The following is a 14,453-nucleotide window of genomic DNA, read 5'->3' on the forward strand; positions in this document are numbered from 1 at the left end:
ACTCAGCGGTCCCCTTCGGCAGCGTTGGCAGCGGTGCCGGCGCCAATGCGCAGCGACAACAGCAGGCGATTGAGTGCGAACACCGCCATCAGCGCACCACCGATGCTCAGCGGCAGGTAGTTCACGCTCTGCGGCAGGTTGGCACCGGCGGTCTTGATGTGCAGGCCATCCAGCCACAACACCCAACCCCACCACGCCAGGAAACCACCGATGGTGCCGACGATCAGCGGCACCAGCGCATCGATGACCCGCTTTACCAGCGGGTGCATCTGCTCGGCCAACAGGAAGAAACCGAAATGGCGGTTGGTATACACACCGGCTGCCGCGCCCATGCTCATCGTCGTGCTCAGCAGCAACAGCGTGACCGGCTCGGTCCAGCTCGGCGAATCATTGATCACATAGCGGGCGAAGACCTGCCAGCCCTGCACCACCACCAGCCCGAGCAGGGCGGCGACAGCGATATAGATGACCACGTCGGCAACTTTTTCCAGCACGCGCTGGAGTCCTGCCGGCGCCGCTTGTACGTTGGAATCAGACATCGGTACGGCCCCCTCAGGCGAAGTCGCGGATGCGACGGTGCAACGCGGCGATATCGGCCTGCTGCAGGTAGTCACGCAGCAGCGGTTCGGCAGCGGCGCGGAACGCCGGCATGTCGACCGCGTTCGACTTCACACCGGCAGCCAGTACCGCCTCGCGGGCCTTGTCTTCGGATGCGTCCCAGGCGGTGCGCATCACCTGCACCGATTGCCGCGCCAGATCGATCAGCAGGCGACGATCGGACGGGGTCAGCGCGTCCAGGCTGCGGCGCGACATCAGCAGGATGTCCGGCGCGTACGAGTGCTGGCTTTCCGACCAGTAATGCGCAGCCTCGAAATGACGGCTGGAATGGAAGCTGCGCATGTTGTTCTCGGCGCCGTCGATCATGTGCGTCTCCATGCCGGAGAACGTGTCGCCCAGCGACATCGGCGTGGGGTTGGCACCGAATAGACGCATCAGCTGCAGGAAGATGTCCGAGCTGGCCACGCGCAGCTTCAAGCCATGCAGGTCCTTGGGGGTGATGATCGGGTGCTTGGTGTTGTAGAAGCTGCGCGCACCGGAGTCGTAGACCGCCAGGCCGACCAGTTCGCGGCTCTCAAAGCCCTGCAGCACCGCATCGGCGATACCGCCATCGAGCGCGCGGCGCATATGTTCGACGGAGTCGAAGACATACGGCAGGCACAGCGCGCGGGTCAGCGGGAACGCGTTGTTGAGCGCGCCGGAATAGACGCGGGTGATGTCGATGGCGCCGAAGCGGGCCATGTCGATCGCCTCGGACTCGCGGCCGAGCTGGCCGGAGTGGAACTGGTTCAAACCCAGGCGGCCACCGGTTTCGCGCAGCAGCTGTTCGCCGATCCACTTCACTGCGGTGACCGTCGGATAGTCGGCCACGTGCACATCGGTGGCGGTCAGCAGCTGACTGCCGCCGGCCGCACCCTTGCCACCGCCAGAGCAGGCGGCGAGCACCGGCATGGCCAATGCCCCCATGCCGGTCTTGAGAAAGCCTCTTCGAGTAACCATAGCGCCCTCCAACGCGTTGCTACCGTGGCGGCCGGGATTACCCGGCCGGCACGGCCTTGCAGGAAATGTCGCCGTATCCGGCGAAGCGAATCAATGCTTGTTGGCCCACGGCTATGTCGTGGATGCCGGTGGCATTGCCGGTAGCGATCAGCTCGCCCTTCTTCAGCGGCCGACCACGCTTGGCCGAACGCGACAGCGCGAAGGCGTAGGCCGCGCGCAGGCCGCCGGGCAGGGTGGTGGCGCCACCGGTGCCGACCACCACGCCATCTATCTCGGTCTGCGCACGCAGCTCCGGTTCGTCGCAGCGGGTCCAGTTCGGCACTTCGCCGCCCAGTACCAGGCCGTTGTTGTTGCCGAAATCGCAAACCACCACGCGCGGGCCGAGCACATTGATGGTCTTCAGCGGGCTGCTGGCCACTTCCACGCCGATATGGAGCCTGGCCGGCAGCGCTTCGGCTTCTTCCGGGGTCCAGTCGAGCTTGTCGGCCGGGGCATCGGCGAGCAGTTCCAGCACGTATTCGGCCTCCACCGCGGCAAAGCCACCTGCGGCTGCAAATACGGGGATCTCCACGATGCTACCGGTAGCATTCCAGAGATTGCGTTTGAAGATCGGCCCGAGCAGGCGGTCGTCGCCGGAGCTGTCGCGGCGCTCGGCGGCGATGTAGCCGACCTTCCAGCCGACCACGCTGTCATCCCAGCGGCCGATCGCCAGGTCCTGCACCTGGTAGGCAGTGACCAGATCGTCCGGGATGGTCCCGGGGAAATCCGGAAGCGAACGGCCATCGCGGCGTGCTTCCACAAAGGTGCGGGCAATCTCGTCCAGCGCGGCTGGCGCCTGCGGCTGGCTGCCTTGGTCGTTGCTCAAGTGCGTCTCCTGGTGACTTTGCTGCACTGCCCATCGACAGTGCTGTGACTGGCTGTATAAGGTAAACCGGTGTCATCTGACAATGTGCACCGCACCAGAAGCTGTACCACGCCCTCGGCCCAGACCTGACCGCACCGCCCATGATTCGACTGAAACCTTTGCTGCAGCTGGCTTTCGCCACTTTTTTTGGGCTGCTTCCCGCTACCGTGTTGGCCAACACCGATGGTGAACCCGCAGCGGGGTCGGCCGACCGTATCGCGCTATGGCCGCAGGGTATGGCACCGGGGGACAAACCGCTGGCGCAAGCGCAGCGCATCGTCGAGCGCAGCAGCGATCCGGCGTTGCCAGACCGCTATATCGACCATGTCAGCGCGCCCTATCTGGTGGCGTATCGCCCGACCAAGCCCAATGGCAGCGCCTTGCTGGTGGTCCCCGGCGGCGGCTACCAACGCGTTGTGCTGGACAAGGAGGGCACGGCACTGGTGCCCGCCCTGGTGGAGCAGGGCGGCGTGACCCTGTTCGTGTTGCGCTACCGGCTGCCGGGCGAAGGCCGTGCCGACCGCGAAGCGGCGCTGGCCGATGCGCAGCGTGCACTGCGGCTGATCCGTCACCGCGCCACGGACTGGGGCCTGGACCCGCAGCGTATCGGCACGATGGGTTTCTCGGCCGGCGGCCACCTGGCCGCGCGGTTGGGAAACGGCTTTGACCGCAATGTCTATCCACACAGCGACGCAATCGACGCGGAAAGCGCACGCCCCGACTTCCAGCTGCTGATCTACCCGGTCATCACGATGCGCGGCGACGACGTGCATGCAGGCTCACGCGACCGCCTGCTCGGCAGCGCGCCCATCGACGAACTGCTGCAGCAATACTCGATGCAGCTGCAGGTCCGCACGGATACACCACCAAGCTTCCTGCTGCACGCTGCCGATGACGACGTCGTACCGGTAGGCAACAGCCTGCTGTTCTACGACAGCCTGCGCAGCGCAAAGATCAGCAGCGAAATGCATCTGTTCCCGCACGGCGGCCACGGTTTCGGCACACGCGGCACAGCGGGCCTCACAACAGCGGCATGGCCACAACTGGCCCTGAGCTGGATGGCATCGCAACAGCCCCGCCGCTAAAGCCCCTCTCCCTCCGGGAGAGGGGTTGCGGAGAGGGCGAAGCGCGCCCAATCCCGCTACCCAGGAAAGCACCATGCCCCAACACCCAAACAATCCCGCCCGCCGCAGCTTCCTCCAGCAAACCACCCTGCTGGCCACGGCAACCAGCCTTGCAACCCTCAGCAACTCCAGCTGGGCCAACACCCTAGCAAGCCCCATCGCCCGCACCCGCAGCGGCCGCCTGGCCGGCCAGACCGAGAACGGTACGCACGTATTCCGCGGCATCCCCTACGGCGCCGACACCGCGCCACGCCGCTTCCAGTCCGCCCTGCAGGAACACCCCTGGCGCGGCATACGTGATGCGCTCGACTACGGAGCAGCTGCCCCGCAAACCGGCAGCGAAGGCCCGGGCAGCGAAGACTGCCTCTACCTCAACGTGTGGACGCCAGCACTGCGTGACGGCGGCAAGCGGCCAATCCTGTTCTATATCCACGGCGGCGCCTACAACAACGGCTCCGGCAGCGACCCGCTGTACGATGGCGGCAACCTGAGCCGACGCGGCGACGTGGTGGTGGTGACGGTCAACCACCGCCTCAATCTGTTCGGCTATCTGTACTTGGCCCAGCTCGGCGACGAGACCTTCGCCGACTCCGGCAATGTCGGCCAGCTCGACCTGATCCAGGCGCTGCAATGGGTGCGCCAGCACGCCGCCGAATTTGGCGGTGATGCCGACAACGTCACCGTGTTCGGCCAGTCAGGCGGTGGCGCCAAGATCGCCACGCTGATGGCGATGCCGGCAGCCAAGGGCCTGTTCCACCGCGCCTGGACGATGAGCGGCCAGCAGGCCACCGCCGCCGGCCCGCGCGCGGCCACACAACGCGCGCAGCTGGTGCTCGATCACCTCAAGGACGATCCCGAGGCATTGCGGCGCATGCCGATGCAGCAACTGCTGGAGGCAGTGAAAGTGCGCGATCCCTCGCGCGTGGAGAACAGCAGCCTCTACGTCGGCCCGGTGCTGGACGCACGCAACCTGCCGGTGCATCCGTTCTGGCCGCAGGCGCCGCAGCAATCGGCGACGATCCCGATGGTGATCGGCAACACCCACGACGAAACCCGTGCCTTCCTCGGCAACGACCCGAAGAATTTCGAGCTGAGCTGGGAGGAATTGCCGGCCAAGCTCGAAGCCCAGCAATACGTGGACCTGCTGCCGTCGGTGGTGATCGCCGAGTACCGGCGCCTGTATCCGCAGTACACACCGTCGGACGTGTTCTTCGCCGCCACCACCGCCGGCCGCTCCTGGCGCGGTGCGGTGGAAGAACTGGAAGCGCGCGCGCGCCAGGGCGCACCGACCTGGGCATATCAGCTGGACGGTTACAACCGCGATGGCGACGCCGCCAGGCTGCGCGCCTTCCATACGCTGGACATCCCGCTGGTGTTCCACAACAACCGCCAGCCCGGCTCCCGCACCGGCAGCGGTGCGGCGATGCAGCAGCTCGCCGATACGATGAGTGATGCCTTGCTGGCCTTCGCACGGCACGGCGATCCGAACCACGCCGGCCTGCCGCACTGGCAGCAATACGGTCTGGAACGCCGACAAACCATGCTGTTCGACACACAAAGCCGGCAAATGGACGACCCGCGCGGTGGCGAACGCCGGCTTTATCAGCAGGCGCCCTTCATCCAGCGCGGCACCTTCTGAGCTGGTCGGTAGATAGTTTCAACGGAATCTTTACCTGCCTTGCCTAGACTGCGGTGATGACATTGCAATCGCCGCATCCCGAATTCGCTGGTCGCCAGCGCCTGCTGGACGGTATCGACGCCGCCTTGCAGGCCAGCGATACCCACAGCACGGTCGCCCAGGTGCAGGCTGTGCTGGAACGCGCCATCCGCGATCCGCAGATCGTGCTGCCGGCCTGCGTGCACGCACCGGTGCATGACCACTACGCGCGCCGCGAGATCTACCGCAGCCCGGAACATGGCTACAGCATCATCGCCATGACCTGGGGGCCGGGACAGGGCACGCCACTGCATGACCACGATGGCCTGTGGTGCGTGGAGGGCGTATGGCAGGGCACGCTGGAGATCACCCCATACCGGATGCTGGGGCGCGATGGTGAGCGTTACCAGTTCGCGCCACGCGAGTGCCTGCACGGCTGCAAGGGCAGCGCTGGCAACCTGATTCCGCCGGATGAATTCCATACGCTGCGCAATAGCGACACCGAGCGGATTGCGATCTCGGTGCATGTCTACCAGCAGGTGATGGAACGCAGCCACGTGTTCCAGCCTATCGATGACGCACCACGCTGGTATGCGCGTGAATGCAGGGAGTTGGGCCTGGACGCGTGAGCCGGCGGCTTTTGTAGGAGCGGCGTAAGCCGCGAAGCCGGCAATCCAACCAACGCCGGTAGTGCCGAGCCATGCTCGGCAAGAGGCATTACCGGTAAAGCCTCTGCCGAGCATGGCTCGGCACTACAGTCAGCAAAGCCCCTCTCCCTTCGGGAGAGGGGCTTGAACAATCACTGCAGCGGCAAGCGATTATTTAGCTTGGTCACCTCAGCCACATCCCCTTCCAGGCCAACCCGTACGCTCGCGCCCTCGCGCTTGAACCCGGCTGGCATCTGCAGCTCCACCGTCACCGTCCGCGGCGACAGATCCAACGGCGCTTCCAATGCAGGCACCGCAACCCGAGCGACCTCACGACCGCGCGCATCTTCAAGCACCGCATAACCAGCGCCAGTCCCGACATGCCCCAGGCTGTGCACGGTCAACTGCACGCGCTCACCCTCGATCTTCAGATCGCCACGGCCAATGCCCAGGTCCGCGCGTGTCTCCACCGGTGTGCCGGGCGTCACCAGCTCGAACTCGAATACCTGGTTCTGCTTTGGCACAAACCGCAGCTGCGTGCTGGCGCTCTTCTCCAGCAGCACCTCGCGAACCTCCGCCTTGCCGTCGATCACATCATCACCATCGCGATCCACGCCACTGCGGATCCGCCAGGTACCGGCAGCGATATTCCAGCCGGTCATGGTCGCTTCCAGCGGCGTGTTGCCAAGGTTGTAGGCAATCACCTTGAAGCGCTCACGTGACGGCGCATGCACCAGCAAAGCGACCTGCTCGGCACCCTCAGGCTGGGCGAACTGCCAGCTGACGGTATGCCCCGGCCAGCTCTGGTTGCGCTTCAGGCCGATGCCGCCCAGGCGCAGACGCTGCAGGAATTCGCTCGGTGCTTCGACGCGGTCGCTCCACCAGTGGCCTTCGGTGTTCATGTACTCACGTTGCGCCTTGGCCTGGATGCCGTCGGCGTGCAGTGCTTCCAGGTACTTCTTGTCACCGGTCTGCTGCCAGGCGCTGATCGCGGCAAAGCCGCTGCCGCCCTTGTCGGCGTCGGCCAGCAACTGCTTGCCCCAGTCCTGCTGCCTGCCCAGTACATCGACATAGTTCTCGCCGAGGTTGGACAGCACGCCCGGCCCACCACGCACCACGCGGTAGTCCAGCGCCTGCAGGTACTTGGCATCGCCGGTCCAGCGCCACGCGGCCCAGAAGGTGTGCATCAGATCGCCGCTGCCCGAGCCCTGGTTCAACTCGCCGCCGCGGGTCTTGCCGGTGGCCCAGTTGATCTCGTTGGGCAGAGTGAAGCGGCCCTTGTCGTCTTTGTAGGCGTGGGCCAGATAGCCATCCGCCAAGCCGGTTACCAACTTGCGGCCGGTGGGATCGGCGTTGTACTCACCCATCAGGAAAGCCGGATGCAGCGCCGGGAACGAATACGGCTTCTGCCACTGCCAGTTCGGCTCGCGGTAAACCTTGTTGCCGCCAAACCAGTTGCTGGAGAACAGCAGATTGCCCTGCGGGTTGCGCAGGATGATGCGCTCGTCGAAGGCCTTCACCGTCTCCATCAGGCGCTCGACGGTGAGCGGATCGCCCCAGTTGAGGTAGAGCATCGCGCTGTTGGTATTGATGCCCTCCTCGTAGGCGTGCAGCTCGTCGGTCTCGATGGTGCTCAGGCCGTTGGAGAACATGCCGTTGCGGTAAATCGCATCGGAGAGTGCGGTCAGCGAGCGGTTCAAGCGCTCGGGCTCCACGCCCATCAATGCCAGTCCCGGCCACTGCTGGGTCAAGTCGCTGTCGTCGGAAATGCCGCCGCCGAAATCGCCATAGGCGACCTGCCGGTTCTCGATCCACCAGTCGACAAAGCGGCGCACGTACTTCAGGTCTTCAATCTGGCGGAATGCCCACAACGGCACGCCCTTCGGCGCCTGCGGCTGCTCGAACGGCGGCTTGCCCTGGCTGTTGTAGCTGATGTAATTCCAATACAGGCGGCCCAGCTCATGGTCCGGATCGACCCGCAGCAGATCACTCAGATCAGCATAGACGCGCGAGTACAGCCGCTGGCGCTTGGAGGTGGTGTGCTCCTCGACCAGGAAGCCCCAGTTGTCGCGCACCTGGTTGAAGCGATCGGCGACATGCTGCTTGATCGCCTCCTTGCGTTGCTTGAACACCAGCCGCACTTCGGCGCCGTCCAGTGATGCGGCATTGAAGCCGGGCGCAGCCGAGGCTACCGAGATCCACAGGCTGTCGGCGGTGAGGATACGGTCGCGCAGATCCAGCCACAGCGTGCGTGCTTCACCCGGCTTCACCGACACCGAAACGTCGATCATGTCGCGCGCCGGCCAGATAGGGTCCTTGATGCGGATGTTCAGCGGGATCAGACCGTCATGCGTCGCCGGCAGGTCCAATGCGGGGATATCGATCGCCACACCATCGAGGCCGTCGTACATGTTCTCCCAGCTATGCGCCCAGCTGCGGATCAGTGGCTGTGCGGCCGGTGCATCGCCGACGCCGGACGGAATGAGCACGTGCACGATCGGCATCGGCTTGGCCGGCAGGCTGTCGGCAGCGCGCTTGCGCGAGCCTGCGCCCTTGGGCAGCGCCATCACCGTGCTGCGCTCGTCCGGCGCGAAGCGGCCGTCGATGTAGTCGCGCAGGCTGGCGATATTGGTGTAATCCGGCAATACGCTGCTATCGATCTGGTAGCGCTGCTTGACCGTGCCTTCCGGCTCGGCCGCGTCGCTGACCTGGTAGCCCCAGATCTCCTGGATCGGCGTTTCCTGCGCGGTGTTGTGGAAATGCAGCGTGCCTCCGACCTGGTCGGCGAAGCTGTCCACGCTGCGCACCACGCCCTGCGGACGCTTGAACAGGGTACCGGCCGTGCCCTTCAGCTCACCGTAGGCGGCACCGCGGATCTCGATGCGATTGATGTGCTCGCCTTCGGGAACCGTCAGGTCCAGCTGCTGGCCACCTTCCACATAGGTGTTCCAGTCCGGCAACTGGAAGTAATCATTGCGGCCGGGCAGGCGCGAGCGGTTGTAGACGCCGGGCCAGGTGGTTTCGGCGATGCCATCGGTGCCTTTCCACATCCACTGCAGCTTGTCCTTTACATCGGCGAACTCGACCTTGCGGATGCTTGTCGTCGGCGCGCTCAGTGCCGGCGGTGCGGCACCCTCCCAGCCATAGCGGTGCCACCAGGCGCGCTGCGAGGCGCTGCCGCTCTCGGCGCTGCGCGGCTCGGCATTGCGCGCAAGCGCGGCCACACCGGCGCCATCGAGCATGCGGTCGTAAACGCGGATCTCGTCGAAGTCGCTGCCACGCAGGAAGTTGTAGCGGCTCTGCACCTGGTAGGGCGCCATCACCCGGCCGGCGAGGCCGAGCTGGTCCAGCGCTGCGTCGTAATCACCGGTGGTGGCCGCCTGCGCGACTTCACGGCCATCAATGAACAGCTTGACGCCCTTGTCCTCGTCCCAGGCAAAGGCGATGTGCTGCCATTGCTCGGGCGAAGGATTCCTGTCGAGCTTGAACGAGACGCGCGTGCGGGCCAGGTTGGCATCGGTGACGAAGGCATCGAAGCCGTGCCCGTTCCAGTCGATGCGCAGCCAGGCCATGTCCCAGCTGCTGTGGTCGGCGTAGCCGACCCGGAAGATCACGAACGGGGCTTCGCCCACCGCATAACGCGAGCGCCAGAAGAACGACAAGGTGCCGCGCTCGGCCTGGATGTTACCGGGCGCGTTCCACGACAGCACGCCGTCGTCCTGCCATTGGATCGCACGGCCATGCGCGCCATCGTCGGCAAGGCTGACCTTGTCCTGGAAGTTTGGCGTGGCATCGCCACCTGCGCTGTCGGCGACGAAGCCCTTGTCTGCCGAGACGCGGAACAACAGCTCAGGCGACTGCGCGACTGCGCTCAGCGGTGCCAACAACAAGCTCAGCACGCAGGCGAGGTGGGTGGGACGCAACACGGTTTTCTGGTTCATTGTCTAACTCGTTCCAAATCGGTTGACTGCCTTGCTCAAGCCCCTCTCCCTCCGGGGTGAGAAGGGGCGCTCGCGAACCAAAGGTTCGCGCCGCTACGAACGCCCTTGCGCTGGCGCGAGGGCCGGGGCGCGGAGCGGGGGGTGGGGAGAGGGTCGGAGTTGCTCGGTATCGATAATTGCCAGCAGCTTCGCCCTTACCCTCATCCGGCCCTTCGGGCCATCCCCGCCTTCGCGGGGACAGGCTCTTCTCCCGGAGGGAGAAGGGCCTGGCTTCACGTTCGCTCCGGCATCTTCCGCCCATGCCGCTGCGCCCACTTCGGCCACTCCCGTACCAGCAACTGCTCCGGCCATACCCCATACCAGGCATAACCTACCCGGCGTTCGTTCGGAATATCCGCGAAACGCGCCACACGCTCGCCCTCGCGATTGACGAACATCGGCCGTCCCTGTTGCAGATCGTAGAAGCGTGCCCACAACCGTGCGCCTGCCAAAGGTTCTACAAGCACGTCCTTGCCGCTGGGCTGCTCCGGTGCTTCGACTTTGCGCGTCGCCAGGTCCGGCAAGGCATTGGCCTGCAGCCACTGCAGGCCGGCTTCAATGGCCTCGATGGTCCGCGGGCTCGGCTCGGGCTGGCGCATCAACAGGCGCAGCACGCCTACCGACTCGGATACGGCAAGCGATGGCAGTTCGTAGGAACGCGCCTTGGCCGGTTGCAGGCTGACCTCGTCGTATTGCGCGGCCCAGATGGAAAGCCGGCCATCCATGCGTACCTGCGTGGCCAATACGTTCTGCAGACCGCGCTGCAGGGCGGCATTGGCCTTGCCTGCGTATTCCGGCGGCAGACCCGCAACCGCGGGCGCACCTTCGGCGATGTCCTGCAGCAGGTCCAGCACGCGGGTCATCGCGTCGTCGTTGAAGGTGATCTGATGCCGGTACAGCGAACGCTCGGGGTAGTACTGCGGCCAGCCGCCATTGGCGTACTGCGCGGCCAGCAGATAGTCCACGCCACGCTGCGCGGCGCTCAGGTAAACGGTGTTGCCGGTATCTTTCCATACCTGCAGCAGATGGCGGATCTCACGCGTGGTCGCCTTGTTGTCGATATTGGCGTCATCCAGCCGATCCGGGGCCTGCAACGCCTTGCGCTCGTCGGCGCTGAACACGTGCTGGTAATCCACCGCCTTGCCTTGGTACTGCTTGGACCAACCGCCGGAGGCGGTCTGCAGTAGCAACATGTTCTCGGCTTCGGGCTCGGTGCGCGGTGCGGCTGCCTGCACCGCTGCAGAGCTCCAGCCCGCGCTGATCAACAGCGCGGTCGATAACCACAAACGCCTCATCGCATCCTCCTGCATGCACCGGGACGCCAGCGTGCTGGCATCCCGGTATTACTGCATTGGCCGTGCGTATGTTTCATCTCAGAACTTGTAGCGCGCGCCGAGGTAATACTGGCGACCGGTAACGGTGTAGCGGTCGGACATCTGCAGCGCCGAGTCCACGTAGCGCTGGTCCGGCGTATCGAGCAGGTTGATCGCCTCGAAGGTCAGCGACAGCTTCTTGTTGACCTTGTATGACATGTTGAAGTCGACGTTGCGCACGCTGTTCTTGCCGGTCACATCCGGCGTTGCGAACTGGTTGCCGTCCAGGTCCCAGACGCTTTCCTGGCTGAGGATCTCGCCGATGTAGCCGTCGCGGTAACTGGTGGAAACACGGGCGCTGAACTTGCCGTCGTCATAGTACAAAGTGGCGTTGTACGAATTCGGCGACAGGTTGACCAGGTCGTTGTCGGTGAAGGTGGTGGTGATGCTGGTATTGCTGTTGCCGGCCGAGCTGAACATGTATTTGATGCTCGACTCCACATGCGTGTAGTTGAGCTGGATGCCGAACTTGCTCCAGATGCCGGGCAGGAAGGTAAACGGCTGCTGGTAGCTCAACTCGTAGCCCTTCAGCGGGCCGCCCGGGGTGTTGTAGTAGCTCTGCACGTTGAACAGGGTGTCGGCGGTGAAGCCAGCCGGCAGCAGATCCAGCGAGTAGCCCATGGCACCCCAGGTGGTCAGCAGGCGGGTGCGCTGCACATAGCTGTCGATGTCCTTGTAGAACAAAGCAGCAGACAGCAGGCCGCCATCACCGAAGTACCACTCCGCACTCAGGTCGTAGTTGGTCGAGCGGAACGGATCGAGCTTGGGATTGCCAAGGTTGATTGCGAACACGCGGCCGTCATCGAAGTAACCGGTGGGGCCGCCACTGACGCTGGGTGACAGGTAGGCAAGCGTCGGTCGTGCCATGGTCTTGGCTGCGCCGAAACGCAACACCACGTTCTCGGCCACGTCCCAGGCCAGGTTCAGCGATGGCAACACGTCCTGGTAGCTGTGGTTGACCACCGAGCGCACCAGCGAGCGTTCACCGGCCGCAGCCGTCGCGCTGGCCACACCGAAGAACGATTCACAGTTGGCCGAGTTGTTGCCCGATGTGGCTGCGTTGCACGGTGCCCAGCCCGAGGCGCTGATCTGGGTATTGATCACGCGCACGCCGAGGTTGCCGCGGAAGGCGCGGTCCCACAGTTCGGTGTTGAAGTCCAACTGCAGGTAGCCGCCGAGGCTGCGCTCGTTGACCTCGAAGTTGTTGTTGGAAGCGCCGAAGTGGCCGATGCCGGCCAGACGGTAATCGCCGCCCTGCACGCCGGTATCGCAATTGCAGTTGATGTTGAGCAGCTCGGCGATCTTGCCGAAGTCCGGGATCAGCCAACCGTTCGGCACATTGCCGGACAGGTTCTTGCCGAAGCCGGTCAGCGTTGTACTCAGGTCACCGACGGTGACGCCTGCCGGCAAGGCCTGGGCCAGGCGGCCATAGCTGATGTGGCGGTACTCCTCCGACTCCATGTCGTAGTCCTTGTAGGCAAGGCCGGTACGCAGGGTGAAGGTCGGATTGATATTGAACTGCAGGTCGACCTTGGCGGTGTCGAAGGCGTTGTTGACGTAACTCGGGTTCAAGCGCACTTCGCTGATGTTGCTGCCGCGCGCGGTGCCGTTGCTGTTGACCGGCACTGCACCGTAGCCGAGCCACGACCATGCCGCCGCGTCGTTCAGGGCGAACGGCAGGGTCATGTTCGGCATGTCGCCGCCGTTGCGCATGTCCATCACGAAGCCATCGACATTGCTGTTGTCGAAGCTCACCAACGAGAACACCGGGCGCTCGTAGTCCGAGCTGGAGTGGCCGAGCACGGCCTCCAGCTTCACTGCGTCGTTGAAGTGGTGTTCCAGGTTCAGGCTGTACTGCTGGAAGGTGGTCGATTCCTCGATCAGGCTGGATTCGGTGCGGAAATCGACGTTGTCGAATACGCCGTAGACCAGGCGATTCTGCGCATCCACTTCAGCCTCGCGCACCACGATCTGGGTCTTGCCACCGAGGTTGGCGGCACGGTGCAGGTTGGCGCCGATGGAATCTTCGCGCTGGTCCTTGTCCAGCTTCGAGTACATCGCATCGAAGCTGAGCAAGGTGTCATCGGAAACGCGGAACTGGAACGCGCCGGTTACACCCAGCCGCTCGATCTCATGCGCGGTGCGGATATAGCGCGGGTAGCGCGGAATCCACGCATTGGTCGCGGTCTCGTAAGCGGCGATGTTCTCCGGCGTGTTGGCCGGGCGCGGCAAACCGTTGCCACAATGGGTCTTGCTGATGCCGTAGCTGCCCCAGCCGTTGTTGCGGTCCTGGTTGGCCTGGCTGCCGCTGCCGGCCGGGGTTTCATTCGACGCCGGGTTGCGTGGCGTCTGCGGGTTGTAGCCCACCGGCGAACAGAAGCCGTAGGTGCCGTTGTTGGCAGCGGTGGACTGGTTCGAGTTGCGATGGTTGCCATGCTCCCAACGCACCGGGTTATAGCCTTCCTCGTAGACGTTGCGCTTGCTGTACGAGCCCGACAGCAAGGCGCCGAAGCGGCCATCGGCCCAGGTATTGCTGATCAGGCCGGAGAAGCGCGGATCGAATTTTTCCGCCAGCTCGCCGTAACCGGCCTGCGCCGAGGCCGAGGCCTGGAAGCCAGCGAAGTCGAACGGACGCGAACCACGCAGGTCGACGGTCGAACCCAGCGAGCCCTCATCCATCTGCGCCGACTGGGTCTTGTTGACCTTGACCTGGCTGAAGAGTTCGGAGGCGAAGGTATTGAAATCGAAACCGCGGCTGCGGTTGACGCCGCTGCTGCCGTTGCCGGCGGTGGCCAATGCTTCCAGGCCGTTGAGGCGTACGCGGGTGAAGTCCGCGCCCAGGCCACGGATCGAGATGCGCTGGCCTTCGCCGCCTTCGCGATCAATCGATACGCCGGCGATGCGTTGCAGCGACTCGGCAAGATTCTGGTCGGGGAATTTGCCGATGTCCTCGGCGAAGATCGCGTCCACCTGTTCGGTGGTGTAACGCTTTTCGTCCAGCGATTTCTGCAGGCTCTGGCGGTAGCCAGTGACGTTCACTGCATCCAGCTGGGTGGCCTCGGCGGCCGCAGGTGCGGACTGGGCGAAGGCGAGGGGAGCAGTCAAAACCGAAGCAATGGCGGTTGCCAACAAGGTAACCGGTGTCTTTCCAAAACGGCGCTTACGATCCATGCGGTGGGCTCCTTCCCCGGACGGGGAATCAAGCGGACTG

9 protein-coding genes are annotated in these 14,453 nt (G+C 64.5%); 3 read left to right on the top strand and 6 right to left on the bottom strand.

The features are described from left to right. Positions 1-2: 2 nt before the first annotated feature. The 3 genes from RT131_RS10940 to RT131_RS10950 are packed head-to-tail and all read right to left on the bottom strand — an operon-like array spanning position 3 to position 2,422. Positions 3-539: a TRAP transporter small permease gene (locus RT131_RS10940; RefSeq protein WP_313172842.1), complete on the bottom strand. Its 537-nt coding sequence runs from the start codon at positions 537-539 to the stop codon at positions 3-5. Positions 540-552: 13 nt separating this feature from the next. Continuing rightward, positions 553-1,557, bottom strand: coding sequence for a TRAP transporter substrate-binding protein (locus RT131_RS10945; RefSeq protein ID WP_313172843.1), 1,005 nt, complete (start codon positions 1,555-1,557; stop codon positions 553-555). A 37-nt stretch (positions 1,558-1,594) separates the two neighbouring features. Then, on the bottom strand, positions 1,595-2,422 hold the full coding sequence (locus RT131_RS10950) for a 2-keto-4-pentenoate hydratase (protein ID WP_313172844.1): 828 nt from the start codon (positions 2,420-2,422) through the stop codon (positions 1,595-1,597). A gap of 140 nt (positions 2,423-2,562) precedes the next feature. Here RT131_RS10950 and RT131_RS10955 point away from each other — a divergent pair, with 140 nt between their 5' ends. The 3 genes from RT131_RS10955 to RT131_RS10965 all read left to right on the top strand — a co-directional run bounded on the left by RT131_RS10955 (position 2,563) and on the right by RT131_RS10965 (position 5,871). Further along, positions 2,563-3,546 carry an alpha/beta hydrolase gene (locus RT131_RS10955; RefSeq protein ID WP_313172845.1) on the top strand — a complete coding sequence of 328 codons (984 nt, stop codon included), beginning with the start codon at positions 2,563-2,565 and terminating at the stop codon, positions 3,544-3,546. Between the two features lie 73 nt (positions 3,547-3,619). Continuing rightward, complete coding sequence (locus RT131_RS10960) at positions 3,620-5,224, top strand: carboxylesterase/lipase family protein (RefSeq protein ID WP_313172846.1); 1,605 nt, start codon at positions 3,620-3,622, stop codon at positions 5,222-5,224. A 56-nt stretch (positions 5,225-5,280) separates the two neighbouring features. Continuing rightward, positions 5,281-5,871 carry a cysteine dioxygenase family protein gene (locus RT131_RS10965; protein WP_313172847.1) on the top strand — a complete coding sequence of 197 codons (591 nt, stop codon included), beginning with the start codon at positions 5,281-5,283 and terminating at the stop codon, positions 5,869-5,871. A 170-nt stretch (positions 5,872-6,041) separates the two neighbouring features. On the opposite strand, the gene RT131_RS10970 is transcribed toward RT131_RS10965, so the two are convergent. From RT131_RS10970 to RT131_RS10980, 3 genes are all read right to left on the bottom strand, one after another. Next, positions 6,042-9,830, bottom strand: coding sequence for a LamG-like jellyroll fold domain-containing protein (locus RT131_RS10970; protein ID WP_313172848.1), 3,789 nt, complete (start codon positions 9,828-9,830; stop codon positions 6,042-6,044). Positions 9,831-10,102: 272 nt separating this feature from the next. After that, entirely contained in the window at positions 10,103-11,164 is a 1,062-nt protein-coding gene (pelA, locus tag RT131_RS10975) for a pectate lyase (protein WP_313172849.1), read from the bottom strand. Between the two features lie 78 nt (positions 11,165-11,242). After that, complete coding sequence (locus tag RT131_RS10980; RefSeq protein ID WP_313172850.1) at positions 11,243-14,413, bottom strand: TonB-dependent receptor; 3,171 nt, start codon at positions 14,411-14,413, stop codon at positions 11,243-11,245. Between the last annotated feature and the right edge of the window lie 40 nt (positions 14,414-14,453).

This window comes from Stenotrophomonas sp. (genome assembly GCF_032066555.1).
In the GTDB taxonomy this organism is placed as follows: Bacteria; Pseudomonadota; Gammaproteobacteria; order Xanthomonadales; family Xanthomonadaceae; genus Stenotrophomonas.

Excerpts from the sequence above, each read along its gene's own strand:
- RT131_RS10940 (WP_313172842.1), bottom strand. The coding sequence starts at position 539 with ATGTCTGATTCCAACGTACAAGCGGCGCCGGCAGGACTCCAGCGCGTG.
- RT131_RS10945 (WP_313172843.1), bottom strand. The coding sequence starts at position 1,557 with ATGGTTACTCGAAGAGGCTTTCTCAAGACCGGCATGGGGGCATTGGCC.
- RT131_RS10955 (WP_313172845.1), top strand. The coding sequence starts at position 2,563 with ATGATTCGACTGAAACCTTTGCTGCAGCTGGCTTTCGCCACTTTTTTT.
- RT131_RS10960 (WP_313172846.1), top strand. The coding sequence starts at position 3,620 with ATGCCCCAACACCCAAACAATCCCGCCCGCCGCAGCTTCCTCCAGCAA.
- RT131_RS10965 (WP_313172847.1), top strand. The coding sequence starts at position 5,281 with ATGACATTGCAATCGCCGCATCCCGAATTCGCTGGTCGCCAGCGCCTG.
- RT131_RS10970 (WP_313172848.1), bottom strand. The coding sequence starts at position 9,830 with ATGAACCAGAAAACCGTGTTGCGTCCCACCCACCTCGCCTGCGTGCTG.
- pelA (WP_313172849.1), bottom strand. The coding sequence starts at position 11,164 with ATGAGGCGTTTGTGGTTATCGACCGCGCTGTTGATCAGCGCGGGCTGG.
- RT131_RS10980 (WP_313172850.1), bottom strand. The coding sequence starts at position 14,413 with ATGGATCGTAAGCGCCGTTTTGGAAAGACACCGGTTACCTTGTTGGCA.